Here is a 14,946-nt window from a genome sequence, read left to right on the forward strand (position 1 = left end):
CTCCACCAATCAGCCGCGCAGGCGTGCGCCGAGTTTTTCGCCGAGCGCCGCCAGCACCCGGGCCACGGCCTGCTCGATGCGTTCGTCGGTCAGCGTCGTTTCCTCGTCCAGCAACTCCAGGCGCACGGCCATGCTGCGCTCGCCGGCCTGCATCTCGGCATTGGCCTGGGCGGGCTTGAACACGTCGAACAGCTTGGCCGAGCGGATCAGGCCGTCATGCGCCGCGTTGATCGTGCCGATCAGCGCGTCGTGCGTGACCTGCTCGCCGACGATGACGGCGATGTCGCGCAGCACCGACTGCTGGCGCTGCACGCCCTGGCCCTTGGGCAGGGTCAGCGCGAGCACGGCATCCAGGTCCAGCTCGAACAGCACCGGTGCCGACGGCAGCTCGTAGCCCTGGCGCCACTTGGGATGCAGCTCGCCGACCACGCCGATCTCGCGGCCGTCCAGCAACACGCGGGCGCTGCGGCCCGGATGCAAGGCAGGATGCTCAGCCGCCACGAACTGCAGCTGGCGCGGCGCGAACAGCGCTTCGAGGTCGCCCTTCACATCGAAGAAGTCGACCGCGCGGTCACGCTGCGACCACTGCGATTGATCGGCCGCGCCCCAGGCCAGCGCGGCCACGCGCATGGGCTGGCGCACGCCGGCAATCGTGCTGTCGCTCTCGATGATGGACGCATCACGCAGGAACACACGGCCGATCTCGAACACGCGCACGCGTGGCGCCTTGCGGGTCAGGTTGTAGCGCAGCACTTGCACCAGGCTGCCGATCAGGCTGGTGCGCATCACGGCCAGCGGCGCAGCAATCGGATTCAAAAGCTGGATCGGGTTGGCATTGCCGGCCAGCTCCTGCTCCCAGCGCGATTCGACGAAGCTGAAATTGACCGTCTCGAAATAGTCGCGGCCGGCCAGCGCGTGGCGCAGCGCGTGCACCGAGGCGCGCGACTCCGAGCGCACCTTGCCCACCACGGGCGCCAGCGGCGGCGTGTCGGGCAGATTCGGGTAGCCCAGCACGCGGATCACTTCCTCGATCAAGTCTTCCTCGATCAGGATGTCAAAGCGCCAACTCGGCGGCGTGACCGTCAGCGTGCCCTCGCCTTCCGTAAACTCCAGGCCCAGCCGCTGGAACACCGTGGCGCACTGCGCCTGCGTCAGCGGCATGCCAATGATCTTGGCGGCACGGGCCACGCGCAGCGTGACCGGTTTGCGCGCCGGCAATTGCGTGGTCTGGTCGTCCATCGGGCCGGCCTCGCCACCGCAGACCTCGAGAATCAACTGCGTGATGCGCTCGATGTGCTCGACCGTCTGCGCCGGATCGACACCGCGCTCGAAGCGGTGACCCGCATCCGTCGAGAAATTGAACTTGCGCGAGCGGCCAGCCACGGCCTTGGGCCACCAGAAGGCGGCCTCGACATAGACGTTCTTGGTGTCGTCCGACACCGCTGTCGCGTCGCCGCCCATGATGCCGGCCAGCGATTCGACTTCCTTCGAATCGGCAATCACGCCGACCGTTTCGTCGAGCTCGATCGTGCTGCCATTCAAGAGCTTCAGCGTCTCGCCCTGCTTGGCCCAGCGGACGACCAGGCCGTCGTGGATCTTGTCGAGGTCGAAGATGTGGCTCGGACGGCCGAACTCGAACATCACGTAGTTCGAGATGTCCACGAGCGGCGAGACCGAGCGCTGGCCACAGCGCTCCAGGCGCTCGACCATCCAGGCCGGCGTCTGCACCTGGGTGTTGACACCGCGGACGATGCGGCCCGAGAAGCGGCCGCAGAGGTCGGCTGCCTCGATGCTCACCGGCAGCTGCGCGTCATGCTTGACGGCCACAGGCGCGAACTCGGGCTTCAAGAGCGGCGAGCCGGTCAATGCGGAGACTTCGCGGGCGATGCCGTAGACGCTCAGGCAGTGCGCCAGGTTCGGCGTGAGCTTCAGCGTGAACAGCGTGTCGTCGAGCTTCAAGTGCTCGCGGATGTTTTGGCCGATGGGCGCGTCGGCTGCCAGCTCCAGCAGACCACCATGGTCTTCGCTGAGCTTGAGCTCGCGGGCCGAGCACAGCATGCCGAAGCTCTCCACACCGCGCAGCTTGCCCTTGCCGATCTTGAAGGGCTTGCCGTCTTCGCCAGGCGGCAGCTCGGCGCCGATGGTGGCCAGCGGCACACGAATGCCGGCGCGCGCATTCGGCGCGCCGCAGACGATCTGCAACGTCTCCGTGCCGCCGGCATTCACCGTGCAGACGCGCAGCTTGTCGGCGTTAGGGTGCTGCTCGGCCGTCAGGATCTCGGCCACGACGATGCCATGGAAAGGCGGCGCCACCGGGCGCAGCTCTTCGACTTCCAGGCCGGACATGGTCAGCAGCTCGGCCAGCTCTTGGGTGTTCAGCGCGGGGTTGCAGAAGCTCCGCAGCCAGGACTCGGGGAATTGCATGTTCTTTACTCTCTAGCGTCTTGTTGCTTTGTTCTTCACTTGAACTGCATTACTTGAACTGGGTCAAGAAGCGCAGATCGCCGTCGAAGAACAGGCGCAGGTCGTTGACGCCGTAGCGCAGCATGGCCAGGCGGTCGATGCCCGAGCCGAAAGCGAAGCCGATGTAGCGCTCAGGGTCCAGGCCCATATTGCGAATCACCTGCGGATGCACCTGGCCGGAGCCCGAGACCTCCAGCCAGCGGCCCTTCAAGGGACCGGAGCCGAACATCATGTCGATCTCGGCGCTGGGTTCGGTGAACGGGAAGTAGCTCGGACGGAAACGGATGTCCATGTCCGTCGTCTCGAAGAACTGGTGCATGAAGTTCACGTAGACCGACTTCAGGTCCTTGAACGACACGTTCTCGCCCACCCACAGGCCTTCGACCTGGTGGAACATCGGCGAATGCGTGGCATCGCTGTCCACGCGGTAGGTGCGGCCCGGCGCGATCACGCGGATCTCGGGCATCGCCTTTCCGGCGTCGATCAGGTGCTTGTGCTTCTTGACGTGCTGCACCGCATAGCGAATCTGCATCGGGCTCGTGTGCGTGCGCAGCACATGGCCGCCTTCGATGTAGAAGGTGTCGTGCATCGAACGGGCCGGATGGTCTTCCGGCGTGTTCAGCGCCGTGAAGTTGAACCAGTCGTTCTCGATCTCCGGGCCATCGGCCACGTCGAAGCCCATGGAGCCGAAGATGGCCTCGATGCGCTCCATCGCGCGCGTGATGGGGTGCAGGCCACCGGTACCGCGCGCGCGGCCGGGCAGCGTCACGTCGAGCGCCTCGGCCTTCAGCTGGATCGCCAGCTCCGCGTCGGCCAGGGCCTGGCGGCGTGCGGTCAGTGCGGCTTCGATGCCGGTCTTCAGCACATTGATTTCCGCACCGCGGGTCTTCTTCTCTTCGATCGGCAGCGCGGCAAGGCCTTTCATCAGCTCGGTCACACGACCGGACTTGCCGATGAAGCGCGCCTTGGCGTTTTCGAGGTCGGCGGGCGTGGCGGCGGCGGCGAATTCCGTCTGGGCCTGTTGCAGCAATTGATCGAGATCGTTCATCGCGGGGCGATCGTTCTGTTCGGAAAGCAAATGAGAAAAGGCCGAGCACCAGAGGTGTCGGCCTTTAAAGGGCGCGCCCCGGTTTGCACCGGGGCAGCCGCTGCCGCCAAAGCGGCAGGCGGGCAATTAAGCGAGAGCGGCCTTCACCTTGTTGAAGATGCTGGCAAAACCAGCAGGATCGTTGACGGCGAGATCAGCCAGGACCTTGCGGTCGATGTCGATCTGGGCCTTCTTCAGGCCAGCAACGAACTTGCTGTAGGTCAGTCCCAGGCCACGGCTTGCTGCGTTGATACGAGCAATCCACAGCGCACGGAACACGCGCTTCTTGGCACGGCGGTCACGGTAGGCGTATTGGCCTGCCTTCATCACCGCCTGCTTGGCGATGCGGAAGACATTCTTACGACGACCACGGAAGCCCTTGGCCAGAGCCAGGACCTTCTTGTGACGGGCACGAGCGGTAACACCACGTTTAACGCGAGGCATATTAAATCTCCTTTAGTTAAATGGTGGGATTACAGGCCAGCGAAAGGCAACATCTGAGCCATGTGGCCCATGTTGGTTTCGTGGACAGTCACGGTGCCGCGCAGTTGGCGCTTGTTCTTCGTGGACTTCTTGGTCAGGATGTGGCGCTTGAACGCCTGACCGCGCTTGACGGTACCACCCGGACGAACGCGAAAACGCTTCTTCGCGCTGCTCTTGGTCTTCATTTTGGGCATTTAATTGCTCCTTTTAAGTGCGTCCCAGGGGCGACGTCGATTCCCCGACGTACTTTCTTGGCCTCTGGAGACTAATAAGCCCGCCGACGACCAGATCGACGGGCTGGAACTGTGAGAAACGCTTAGCGCTTCTTTGGTGCAAGCACCATGATCATCTGCCGGCCTTCCAGCTTGGGCATGTTCTCGACCACCGATACGTCTGCCAACTCGTCGCGAATTCGCTCCAGCAGGCGCATACCGATGTCCTGGTGGGTGATTTCACGGCCGCGGTAGCGCAAGGTCACCTTGCCCTTGTCACCGTCCTCGGCGATGAAGCGGCGCAGATTGCGCATCTTGATCTGGTAGTCGCCTTCGTCCGTACCCGGGCGGAACTTGACTTCCTTGATCTCGATGATCTTCTGCTTGGACTTCGCCTCGGCAGCGCGCTTCTGCTCCTGGTACTTGAACTTGCCGTAGTCCATCAACCGGCACACGGGCGGGTTGGCGGTGGCAGAGATCTCGACCAGATCCACATCCAGGTCGCCGGCCATGCGCAGCGCTTCCTGGATGCTCACCACACCGATGGGCTCGTTTTCCGGGCCGTTCAGGCGGACTTCGGGAGCAAGAATTTCACGGTTCAGCCGATGCTTTCGCTCAGGAATAGCTCGACGGTCAGCAAAAGTAGCGATGGTGCTTACCTTTCAATGGACCCAAGGCGAGGCCCGACAAGAACGAAAGCGCGCCCTGGAACTAACCTGATCAGGCCTTGGAAGTGATGGCTTCCGACAGCTTCAATTGGAAGTCTGCCAGTGACATCACACCCAGGTCTTGGTTGCCTCGGGCGCGCACTGCAACGGCTCCGTTTGCCTTCTCCTTGTCTCCGACGACAAGGATGAACGGAACCTTCTGCAAAGAATGCTCGCGGATTTTATACGTGATTTTCTCGTTCCGCAAATCCGCCGAGGCCCTAACCCCTTGTTTTTGCAGCGATTTCACGATCTCAGCCACGTAGTCGGCCTGGGCGTCCGTGATATTGGCGACGACCACCTGCACCGGCGACAGCCAGGCCGGCAGCGCGCCGGAATGCTGTTCGATCAGGATGCCGATGAAGCGCTCCAGGCTGCCCACGATGGCCCGGTGCAGCATGATGGGGCGGTGGCGCGCGCCGTCTTCGCCGACGAAGTCAGCATCCAGGCGCTCGGGCATGTTCGGGTCCACCTGGATGGTGCCGCACTGCCACTGGCGGCCCAGCGCATCCTTCAGCGTGTACTCGATCTTGGGGCCGTAGAAGGCGCCCTCGCCCGGCAGGTACTCGAACTCGCAGCCCGAGGCCTTCAGGCCTTCGGCCAGGGCGGCCTCGGCCTTGTCCCAGCTTTCCTCGGTGCCGATGCGCTTCTCGGGTCGCGTCGACAGCTTGTAGAGGATCTCGGTGAAGCCGAAGTCCTTGTAGACCTTTTGCAGCAGGCTGGTGAAGGACTGAACCTCGGCCTGGATCATCTCTTCCGTGCAGAAGATATGGCCGTCGTCCTGCGTGAAGCCGCGCACGCGCATGATGCCGTGCAGGCCTCCGGTGGGCTCATTGCGGTGGCACTGGCCAAACTCACCGAAGCGCAGGGGCAGGTCGCGGTAGCTCTTGATGCCCTGCTTGAAGATCAGGATGTGGCCGGGGCAGTTCATCGGCTTCAGCGCGTAGTCGCGCTTCTCCGATTCCGTCGTGAACATGTTCTCGCGGTACTTGTCCCAGTGGCCGGTCTTCTCCCACAGCGACTTGTCGATGATCTGCGGGCCCTTGACCTCCAGGTAGCCGTTGTCACGGTACACGCGGCGCATGTACTGCTCAACCTCCTGCCAGACCGTCCAGCCCTTGGGATGCCAGAACACGGTACCGGGCGAATGCTCGTCGATGTGGAACAGGTCGAGTTCCTTGCCGAGCTTGCGGTGGTCGCGCTTCTCGGCTTCCTCCAGCATCGTCAGGTACTTCTGCAGATCGTCCTTGGTGGCCCAGGCCGTGCCGTAGATGCGCTGCAACTGCTCGTTGTTGTGGTCACCGCGCCAGTAGGCGCCGGCCACCTTCATCAGCTTGAAGTGCTTGAGCTTGCCAGTGGACGGCACGTGGGGGCCGCGGCACAGGTCGGTGAACTTGCCTTCGGCGTAGAGCGAGACATCCTCGCCCTGCGGAATGCTGGCAATGATCTCGGCCTTGTACGCCTCGCCGATGCTCTTGAAGTAGCTGACGGCCTCATCGCGTGGCAGCACCGAGCGCGTGACAGCCTCGTCCTTCTTGGCCAGCTCGCTCATCTTCGATTCGATGGCCGCCAGGTCTTCCGGCGTGAACGGACGCTTGTACGAAAAGTCGTAATAGAAGCCATGCTCGATCACCGGGCCGATGGTGACCTGGGCCTCCGGGAACAGCTCCTTGACCGCATAGGCCAGCAGGTGGGCCGTCGAGTGGCGGATGACTTCCAGGCCGTCCGCGTCCTTGTCGGTCACGATGGCCAGTTGGGCATCGGCCGAGATCAGGTGGCTGGTGTCGACCAGCTTGCCGTCGACGCGACCGGCCAGCGCCGCCTTGGCCAGGCCGGCACCGATGGAGGCGGCCACCTGGCCGACCGTGACGGGCGCTTCGAATTCGCGCTTGGAACCGTCGGGCAATTGGATGGAAATCATGATGTCAACACTCCGTGTTCTGAAAAGCAAAAAGCGCGGCCACTGGACCGCGCTTTTGACTGGGGTGCTGCTGTTTCAAGCAGCGAAAAGACGTGATGAGCCGCGGCCGACTAAACCTTTGTGGGGGTGGTCGTAGTTCGCGGTGTCATAACCATCGTGCCTTTCTCGCCCTTGTTGCTTGAAGAAAAGAAATCGAGCCCCGATTGTAGGCGAGCTTTGGATCAGAGCGGCAAGGCCTGGATCGAGGGCTGCTCGCAGAGCGCCGTGAACTCGTCACGCAGGCGCTCGCCTTCGCGCACAGCGCGCAGCCAGGCCGTAGCGCGCGCCGCCACGTCGTCGCCGTAGTGCTGGAAGTCCGCCCGGTCGGGAAGCTTGCCGCGCGGCAGGCTTTTCACGAAGCCTTCGCTCGGTGCCAGCACCACCACGTTATCGAGGAAGGCGCTGGGCGCATGGCGATGCTTCAAGGCCTTGTCCAGCCAGCCCGGCACCACGCGGCGCTGGAAATGCGGGTACAGCACGAGGCCATCGCCCAGCATCTGCGCATAGTCCAGGTGCAGGTGATAGTCGGTGATGCCACCGTCCCAGTACGCGCCGCGCGGCGCGCCGGGGATGTCGTGTACGGCCTGCAGCCAGAACGGGATGGAGCAACTGGCGAGCAAGGCCTGCTGCAGGTTGCGGATCGAGAGCGCCACCTGGCGGCTGCGGTAGTCCTTCAAGAGCAGCGGCAAGGGCGAGCGCAGGTCGGAGAACACCACGCGCTCCAGCCAGGCCCCCATCGCACGGCGCGACACCAGGTTGGTGGCGAAGGCGCCCATGTAGCCCAGCGGCGTGCGAAGCCGCCCTTCCCGGCCCAGCAGATGGCGCCCCCGCGAGGTGAAGAGATGAAGCCGGTAGCGAGGATGGCTCAAGACCTGACCCTCGCGGCCACCGAAGACTTCGTCGAGCTTGGCACCGAAGCCTTGCGATACCGAGGCCGCCGTCGGCGGCTTGCCCGGCGCGTGGTCGTAGTCCTGATGCGCGTACTCCTCGGCCAGGCGAGTGAACTCCGCCTCGGCATCACCGAGACAGGCCGTGGCCATGCGCCAGGCACCAATCGAGGCGCCCAGCAGGTGCACCTCTTGCTTGCTGCCGCCGAGCCAAGGGCCGAAGATGTGGCGGTCCAGCGCGTTCAGGATCAGGCCCTTGGGCCCGCCCGCCGCCGCTGGAATGATGCTCACATCATCCGGACGCAAACCGCGTTCGGCCAAACGAAAACGGGCCCGAGGGCCCGCGTAGAGTTGCAGTGCTTGCATGCACCGCAGTTTATGAGTTCCGCCAGAATTTAGAGCTTCTGCTCCCAGCTCACGCCGAACTGCGCACGGCCGTTGCGCTCGGTGCGGCTGTAGCCGTTCGTCACGAAGGTCGTCGAGCGGGTGTCCACCGGCCACAGGTTGTTGGCCGACATGCGGATCGAGCTCGTGCGGCTGAGCGTCCACTGCGCAAACATGTCGAAGCCGCGGCTGCGCGTCTGCTCCATCGACTGCGTGAGCGTCTGCGTCGTCAGGTAGCCCGGCGTGAAGCTGACGTTGGCACCCATGTTCACCGGCAGGCCGCTCAGGCGGTAGTCGAAGCCGGCATTGACCGACCAGGGCTGCTGGCCGTCGAGGCGGTTGTCAGGACCGGGCAGGCCTTGCACCTTGGACTTGTAGTAGTTCAGCGAAGCCCGCAGGTTCAGCGGCAGCTTGGTCTCGAAGACCGAGGGCAGCAGCTCGCCAGCACGGCCCTTGATCTCGAACTCGAGGCCCGCCGTCTCGGCGCGCGCGAAGTTGGTCGGGTGATTGACGTAGCGCGCCTGTGTCGCCGACACGTTCAGCGTCGAACCCGGCGCCTCCAGCGTCGTGACGTTGCGCATCAGGTCGTTCACACGGCGGTAGAAGCCGCCGACGCTGATCATGCCGCCGCCCGTGAGGTACTTCTCGTAGGCCACGTCCAGGCCTGTGGCCAGTTCGGGCTTGAGGTTCGGGTTGCCGATGAAGTCCGGCGACAGGTAGGTGTTGGGCGTGTTCGGATCCGGGTACAGGCCCGAGATGGCCGGACGGGCGAGCAGCTGGTTCAGGTTCGGAGCCTTGTAGCTGCGCGTCAGGCTGGTGCGGATCAGGTCGCGGCCCTTGGGGTCGAGCTTGTAGTTGATGTGCAGCAGCGGCGTGGTGACGCTGCTGGTGTTGCGGCGCTCGGCATCGCCCACGGCCGCGCTCTCGGTCACGATGCGCTCGGTGCGCAGGCCGAGGTAGGCCGACCATTGCGGCGAGATCTCCCAGTCGTCCTGGACGAAGAAGGCCTGGCGCTGGATGGTGGCGGCGAACGGCAGGCCGTCCACGCCCGGCAACTGGGCCTTGCCACCGACGGTCACGAAGCGCGTCTCGTCGCGCTTGCGCCATTCCAGGTCCCAGCCCACGGCGAGGCTGTGCTCGTCGTTGAGGATCTGGGCGAACTTGCCGGCCTGCGTGAAGTTGCGGTCGGTGTTGTCGCCGACCGAACCGCGCTGCAAATTGTCGTAGACGGTGTTGTTGAACGTGCCGTGCACGTCCTGGCCACCGGCCTTGATCTCGATGCGGCGCGTCTCGCTCAGCTGGTTGTTGTACTGCAGGTTGGCGCGCGCCATCCGGAAGGTGCCGATGTTGCGGCTGTTGTAGTCCTCGCTCGGCAGGCCCGACTTGAGGATGGTCTCGTACTCCGGATTGAAGTGCCAGCGGCCCTGCTGCAGGAAGGCCATGGCCGTCAGGTTCTCTTCGTCGCTGATTTTCCAGTTCATGCGCGGCGAGGCGTTCCAACCCGTGCCCCAGCCGTTCTGCACTTGCTGCTGGGTGATCACCGAGGGCTGGCCGTTGGAGCCGGTGGCTGCGCGGGTCGTGGTCGATTCGTTTTGGTTGCGCCAGGAGAACAGCGAGATCGGCAGCGTGTAGCCGAGGTCGCCCTTCTTCTCGCCATAGGTGTAGGAGCCTGAGACGCTGGGGCGCACGGCGCTGTAACCCATGTTCAGACGCAGGTCGCGCTGCGTGATCTTGGGCGCGTCCTTCAGGATGATGTTGATCGCACCGGCCACGGCCTGGGCGCTCTGGTCAGCGCTCGGACCCTTGGTGACTTCGATGCGCTCGACCTGAGCCGGATCCAGCTGGGTGAGGTCGAAGCCCGGAGGCGCCGGGTCGCCATTCAGCAGGATCAGCGTATAGCCGCTGCCCAGGCCGCGCATACGCGGAGCCCCGCCGGACACGTTGACACCAGGCAGGCGCTTGAGCACGTCGGCCACATTGGTGTCGCCGAACTTGTCGAGTTCCTCACGGCCGTAGATCTGCTTGGCCACTTGCGACTTGCGGCGCAGGTCGGTATCGCTCTGCGGCCGGGCGCTGATTTCCACGCGTTCCAGCTTGGCACCCGGGCGCGGCTGGCCGTCGCCACCGGGGCCTTGCGGGCCACCCTCCTGCGCAAGAACGGCCCCTGAAACCATCAGAGCGCAAGCGGCGGCGATGGCGTGTTTCTTGTTGGTCAACATGTACTGCTCCGTAGAACACTGAACTGGGGCGGCACGATAGCGATCCGCATAAACCCTGTCAGTCTGGATGCGATCAATTGCAGGAATGCGGGGCCCAAGCGCCTGGATGCGACGTCAACGGCGTCCTTGCAGCTTGGCAAAGGCCTCGGCCATGGCGTTGCCCGCCGCGGGCGCCTGCGGGCGATTGCCGCCCGAGCGCTCATTGCGCGCCGCCGGTCGGAAGCTGTTGTCCGCGCTCTTGGCGGCCCCACGCGCCTGCGGCGCCGCATCCAGCTTCATCGTCAAGGAGATGCGCTTGCGGGCCAGATCGACCTCCAGCACCCTGACCTTGACGATGTCGCCGGTCTTCACCACCTCGCGGGCGTCATTGACGAACTTGTTCGAGAGCTGGCTCACGTGGACCAGCCCATCCTGGTGCACGCCCAGGTCGACGAAGGCACCGAACTGCGCAACGTTGGAGACCGTGCCCTCGAGCACCATGCCCTCCTGCAGGTCCTTGATGTCCTCGACGCCGTCGTTGAAGCGCGCCACCTTGAAGTCCGGGCGCGGATCGCGGCCCGGCTTTTCCAGCTCGGCCAGGATGTCCTTGACCGTGATCGCGCCGAACTTCTCATCGGCGAAGGCCTCGGGCCGCAGCGTGCGCAACACGTCGCTCTTGCCCAGCACCTCGGCGGCCGGACGGCCGATCTGGTCCAGCATGCGCTGCACCACCGGGTAGGTCTCGGGGTGGACGCCCGACAGGTCCAGCGGGTTGTCGCCACCCCGGATGCGCAGGAAGCCGGCCGCCTGCTCGAAGGTCTTGGGGCCGAGGCCCGTCACATCCAGCAGCTGCTTGCGATTCCTGAACGAGCCATTGGCATCGCGCCAGCGCACGATGCTGGCCGCCACGGCCGCCGAGAGCCCCGACACGCGCGACAGCAGCGGCGCCGACGCCGTGTTCAGGTCCACGCCCACCGAATTCACGCAGTCTTCGACCACCGCGTCCAGCGTCTTGGCCAGTTCGCTCTGGTTCACGTCATGCTGGTACTGGCCGACCCCGATGCTCTTGGGGTCGATCTTGACGAGCTCGGCCAGCGGATCCTGCAAGCGGCGGGCAATGGACACGGCGCCGCGCAGGCTCACGTCCAACTCGGGCAATTCCTTGGAGGCGAATTCGGAGGCCGAGTAGACCGAAGCACCGGCCTCGCTGACGACGACCTTCTCGATCTGAGCTTCCGGCGCGATTTGCTGGATGCGCTTGATCAGGTCAGCCGCCAGCTTGTCGGTCTCGCGGCTGGCCGTGCCATTGCCGATGGCGATCAGGTTCACGCCATGCGTGGCCACGAGGCGGCCCAGCGTGTGCAACGAACCTTCCCAGTCCTTGCGCGGCTCGTGCGGATAGACCGTATTCGTGTCCAGCACGCGGCCGGTGTCACTGACCACAGCCACCTTCACGCCGGTGCGGATGCCCGGGTCCAGGCCCATCACCACGCGCTTGCCGGCCGGCGCGGCCAGCAGCAGGTCGCGCAGGTTCTCGGCGAACACCTTGATGGCCGTGGCCTCGGCCGCTTCGCGCAGGCGCGAGAACAGGTCGCGCTCCAGGCTCATTGCCAGCTTGACCTTCCAGGTCCAGGCCACGGTTTTGCGGATCAGCTCGTCGCTGGCCCGCTTGGCATGGCTCCAGCCGAGATGGCGGGCGATGCGGCCTTCGGCCAGGCCCGGCTGGCCGGGCACCAGCACCTCGTCGAGGCTCAGCTTCGCATCGAGGAACTCCTGCGTGCGGCCGCGGAACACGGCCAGCGCGCGGTGCGAAGGCACGGTGCGGATCGGCTCGGCGTAGTCGAAGTAGTCGCGGAACTTGGCAACGTCCGGGTTGTTCTCGTCCTTGCCGTCCATCAGCTTGGACTGGAACAGGCCTTCTTCCCACAGCCACTCACGCAGCTTGCCGATCAGCACCGCATCCTCGGCCCAGCGCTCGCTGAGCAGATCGCGCACGCCGTCGAGCACCGCGAAGGCGTCGGCAAAGCCAGCGTCGGGGTTCAGGAAGGCAGCCGCCTCGGCCATCGGATCAAGCGCAGGGTCGGCAAACAGCTTGTCTGCCAGGGGCTCGAGGCCCGCCTCGCGGGCGATCAGGCCCTTGGTGCGGCGCTTGACCTTGTAGGGCAGGTAGAGGTCTTCCAGCTCCTGCTTGGTCGGCGCGGCCTCGATGGCGGCGCGCAGCTCGGGCGTGAGCTTGCCCTGCTCGTCGATGCTCTTGAGCACGGCGGCACGGCGCTCTTCCAGCTCGCGCAGATAGCCGAGGCGCGACTCCAGGTCGCGCAGCTGGCTGTCGTCCAGGCCGTCGGTGGCCTCCTTGCGGTAGCGGGCGATGAAGGGGACGGTGGCGCCACCGTCGAGCAGCTCGACCGCTGCATTGATCTGGGCCGGGCGGACTTTCAGCTCGGCGGCAATCTGGAGAAGGATCTTGTCCAAAACGTCTGGAAACCGGGAAAAAGGAAGCGCGGGAGTTTGCCACAGCGCCCCGTAGCTCCCTTCAGGCCAGGCCCAAGGCCAGATGGTCGATCAGTGCCCTCACCCGCTGCGGCATGAAGCGCTGGCTGGGCATCACCGCATGCACCGGCAGGCGGTCGCCGACCCAGTCGGGGAAGAGGTTGACCAGGGCGCCGCTCTTCAGGCTGTCGCGCACGTCGAGTTCGCTCTTGTAGATCACACCCAGGCCATCGAGGGCCCAGCCGTGGGCGATGCCGCCATCGTCCGTGCTGCGCCGGCCATGCACCGGCACGCTCAGCTCGGTCGAGCCCGGCTCCATGCGCTGGCGGAACCGCCATTGCCGTTCGGCGCGGTTGCGGATCTTGAAGGTCAGGCATTCGTGATTCGCGAGCTCGCTGGGATGCCCGGGCCGCCCGTGCTGCTTCAGGTAGCCGGGGCTGGCCACGGCGAGCCGCTTCACCTCGGTCAGCTTGCGCGCCACCAGGTTGGAATCGGCGAGCAGGCCGTAGCGGATCGCCACATCCACCTCGTCCTTGTAGATGTCCAGCATCGAGTCGCTGACACTCAGGTGCAGCTCAACCGCCGGATGCCTGTCCATGAAACTGTCCAACAGCGGCAGCAGCTGGCGCCTCGTCAAATCGCTGGACGCGCTGATGCGGATGCGGCCGCGCAGCTTGGCCTGCGGGGCGACGCTGTGGCCTTCGCTGATCACGGTCAGGCCTTCGTCCAGCAGCTCCAGCGCGCGCTGACCGTAGTCGCGCAACTGCTCGCCGGCTGCCGTAAGGCGCAAGGCCCGCGTGCTGCGCTCCATCAGGCGCACGCCCAGCCGAGCTTCCAGCTTCTTCAGCATGGCGCTGGCCGCCGCCGGGGTGATGTTCATCACCTTGGACGCGGCGGTCAGGCTGCCGCCGCGGGCGCATTCCAGCAGCAGGCGCAGCTCGTCGGTATTTTCAATTTTCATTTGAAACTGATGCTAACCCAGTCCCGTTTATCTGAAAGCGAACCAGGCGGAACATGGCGGTCATCGCAACCACCGACCCACAAAGGAGTCACCCATGAAAGCCGTTGGCTATTTCCAGTCCCTGCCCATCGCCGCCGCCGAATCGCTGCTGGACCTCGAACTGCCGCAGCCGCAGGCTGGCCCGAACGACCTGCTCGTCGAGATCGCAGCCATCGCCGTGAATCCGGTGGATGCCAAGGTCCGCATGGGCCGGCCCAGCAGCGACGGCAAGACGCCGGTCCTGCTCGGCTGGGATGCCGTGGGCACCGTCCGCGGCATCGGTGCCGAGGTGACCGGCTTCCAGATCGGCGACCGCGTCTGGTACGCCGGCGAAATCGACAAGCCCGGCAGCTACGCCCAGTTCCAGGCCGTGGACCATCGCCTGGCCTCATTGGCGCCGCAGACCTTGAGCGACGCCGAGGCGGCCGCCCTGCCCCTGACCGCGATCACCGCCTACGAATTGCTGTTCGAACGCCTGCAAGTACAGGCCAAGCCAGAGCGGCCCGTGAGCCTCCTGGTGACCGCCGCAGCCGGCGGCGTGGGCTCCATCCTTCTGCAGTTGGCGCGCGCCCTGCCGCACCTGACCATCATTGCGACCGCCTCGCGCCCGGAATCCGCCGACTGGCTGCGCGAACTGGGCGCCCATCATGTGGTAGACCACAGCAAGCCGTTGGCGCCACAGGTCGCAGCGCTGAACGTCGCGCCGGTGCGCTACGTGGCGAGCCTCAGCCACACGCCGCAGCACTTCGCCGACCTGGTGGCCGTGCTCGAGCCGCAGGGCCGCCTCGCTCTGATCGACGACTTCGCGCCCGAGGCCCTGAACGTGATGGCCCTGAAGGGCAAGGCCCTGTCCCTGCATTGGGAAATGATGTTCGTGCGCGGCCTGCACCGCACACACGACATGGCCGAGGTCGGCAAGCTGCTGGCCGAAGTGGCGCGCCGTGTGGATGCCGGCGAGCTGCGCAGCACGCTGGCCGAGGTGCTCGGGCCCATCAATGCCGCCAACCTCAAGCGTGCCCACGCGCTGCTGGAAGGCCAGCACACGCGGGGCAAGCTGGTGCTGCAGGGCTTCTAA

11 protein-coding genes are annotated in these 14,946 nt (G+C 65.2%); 1 reads left to right on the forward strand and 10 read right to left on the reverse strand.

The features are described from left to right. Positions 1-9 precede the first annotated feature (9 nt). The 10 genes from pheT to J7U46_RS05260 form a co-directional block, all read right to left on the reverse strand. Positions 10-2,424, reverse strand: a complete 2,415-nt coding sequence (pheT, locus tag J7U46_RS05215) for a phenylalanine--tRNA ligase subunit beta (RefSeq protein ID WP_282823760.1) — start codon at positions 2,422-2,424, stop codon at positions 10-12. Between the two features lie 49 nt (positions 2,425-2,473). Beyond that, positions 2,474-3,511 carry a phenylalanine--tRNA ligase subunit alpha gene (pheS, locus tag J7U46_RS05220; protein ID WP_282823761.1) on the reverse strand — a complete coding sequence of 346 codons (1,038 nt, stop codon included), beginning with the start codon at positions 3,509-3,511 and terminating at the stop codon, positions 2,474-2,476. A 126-nt stretch (positions 3,512-3,637) separates the two neighbouring features. After that, positions 3,638-3,994 (reverse strand): 50S ribosomal protein L20, encoded by a 357-nt coding sequence (gene rplT, locus J7U46_RS05225; RefSeq protein WP_282823762.1) that lies wholly within the window; start codon positions 3,992-3,994, stop codon positions 3,638-3,640. Between the two features lie 29 nt (positions 3,995-4,023). Continuing rightward, positions 4,024-4,227, reverse strand: a complete 204-nt coding sequence (gene rpmI / locus J7U46_RS05230) for a 50S ribosomal protein L35 (protein ID WP_282823763.1) — start codon at positions 4,225-4,227, stop codon at positions 4,024-4,026. A gap of 122 nt (positions 4,228-4,349) precedes the next feature. Next, positions 4,350-4,895 carry a translation initiation factor IF-3 gene (gene infC / locus J7U46_RS05235; protein WP_282824984.1) on the reverse strand — a complete coding sequence of 182 codons (546 nt, stop codon included), beginning with the start codon at positions 4,893-4,895 and terminating at the stop codon, positions 4,350-4,352. A gap of 70 nt (positions 4,896-4,965) precedes the next feature. After that, a complete protein-coding gene (gene thrS / locus J7U46_RS05240) occupies positions 4,966-6,873 on the reverse strand; it encodes a threonine--tRNA ligase (RefSeq protein WP_282823764.1) in 1,908 nt (635 codons plus the stop codon). A gap of 221 nt (positions 6,874-7,094) precedes the next feature. Next, positions 7,095-8,165 carry a phospholipase gene (locus tag J7U46_RS05245; protein ID WP_282823765.1) on the reverse strand — a complete coding sequence of 357 codons (1,071 nt, stop codon included), beginning with the start codon at positions 8,163-8,165 and terminating at the stop codon, positions 7,095-7,097. 29 nt (positions 8,166-8,194) lie between these two features. Beyond that, positions 8,195-10,402, reverse strand: a complete 2,208-nt coding sequence (locus J7U46_RS05250) for a TonB-dependent receptor (RefSeq protein WP_282823766.1) — start codon at positions 10,400-10,402, stop codon at positions 8,195-8,197. Between the two features lie 114 nt (positions 10,403-10,516). Further along, positions 10,517-12,853: a Tex family protein gene (locus tag J7U46_RS05255; RefSeq protein ID WP_282823767.1), complete on the reverse strand. Its 2,337-nt coding sequence runs from the start codon at positions 12,851-12,853 to the stop codon at positions 10,517-10,519. A 61-nt stretch (positions 12,854-12,914) separates the two neighbouring features. After that, on the reverse strand, positions 12,915-13,832 hold the full coding sequence (locus J7U46_RS05260; protein WP_282823768.1) for a LysR family transcriptional regulator: 918 nt from the start codon (positions 13,830-13,832) through the stop codon (positions 12,915-12,917). Between the two features lie 94 nt (positions 13,833-13,926). Between J7U46_RS05260 and J7U46_RS05265 the strand changes: the two genes are divergently transcribed. After that, a complete protein-coding gene (locus J7U46_RS05265) occupies positions 13,927-14,946 on the forward strand; it encodes a zinc-binding alcohol dehydrogenase family protein (protein WP_282823769.1) in 1,020 nt (339 codons plus the stop codon).

Origin of the sequence: Pelomonas sp. V22 (assembly GCF_030014915.1) — a bacterium.
Taxonomy (GTDB): domain Bacteria; phylum Pseudomonadota; class Gammaproteobacteria; order Burkholderiales; family Burkholderiaceae_C; genus JAUASW01.

Excerpts from the sequence above, each read along its gene's own strand:
- rpmI (WP_282823763.1), bottom strand. The coding sequence starts at position 4,227 with ATGCCCAAAATGAAGACCAAGAGCAGCGCGAAGAAGCGTTTTCGCGTT.
- J7U46_RS05265 (WP_282823769.1), top strand. The coding sequence starts at position 13,927 with ATGAAAGCCGTTGGCTATTTCCAGTCCCTGCCCATCGCCGCCGCCGAA.
- J7U46_RS05250 (WP_282823766.1), bottom strand. The coding sequence starts at position 10,402 with ATGTTGACCAACAAGAAACACGCCATCGCCGCCGCTTGCGCTCTGATG.
- rplT (WP_282823762.1), bottom strand. The coding sequence starts at position 3,994 with ATGCCTCGCGTTAAACGTGGTGTTACCGCTCGTGCCCGTCACAAGAAG.
- J7U46_RS05245 (WP_282823765.1), bottom strand. The coding sequence starts at position 8,165 with ATGCAAGCACTGCAACTCTACGCGGGCCCTCGGGCCCGTTTTCGTTTG.
- pheS (WP_282823761.1), bottom strand. The coding sequence starts at position 3,511 with ATGAACGATCTCGATCAATTGCTGCAACAGGCCCAGACGGAATTCGCC.
- thrS (WP_282823764.1), bottom strand. The coding sequence starts at position 6,873 with ATGATTTCCATCCAATTGCCCGACGGTTCCAAGCGCGAATTCGAAGCG.
- J7U46_RS05260 (WP_282823768.1), bottom strand. The coding sequence starts at position 13,832 with ATGAAAATTGAAAATACCGACGAGCTGCGCCTGCTGCTGGAATGCGCC.
- pheT (WP_282823760.1), bottom strand. The coding sequence starts at position 2,424 with ATGCAATTCCCCGAGTCCTGGCTGCGGAGCTTCTGCAACCCCGCGCTG.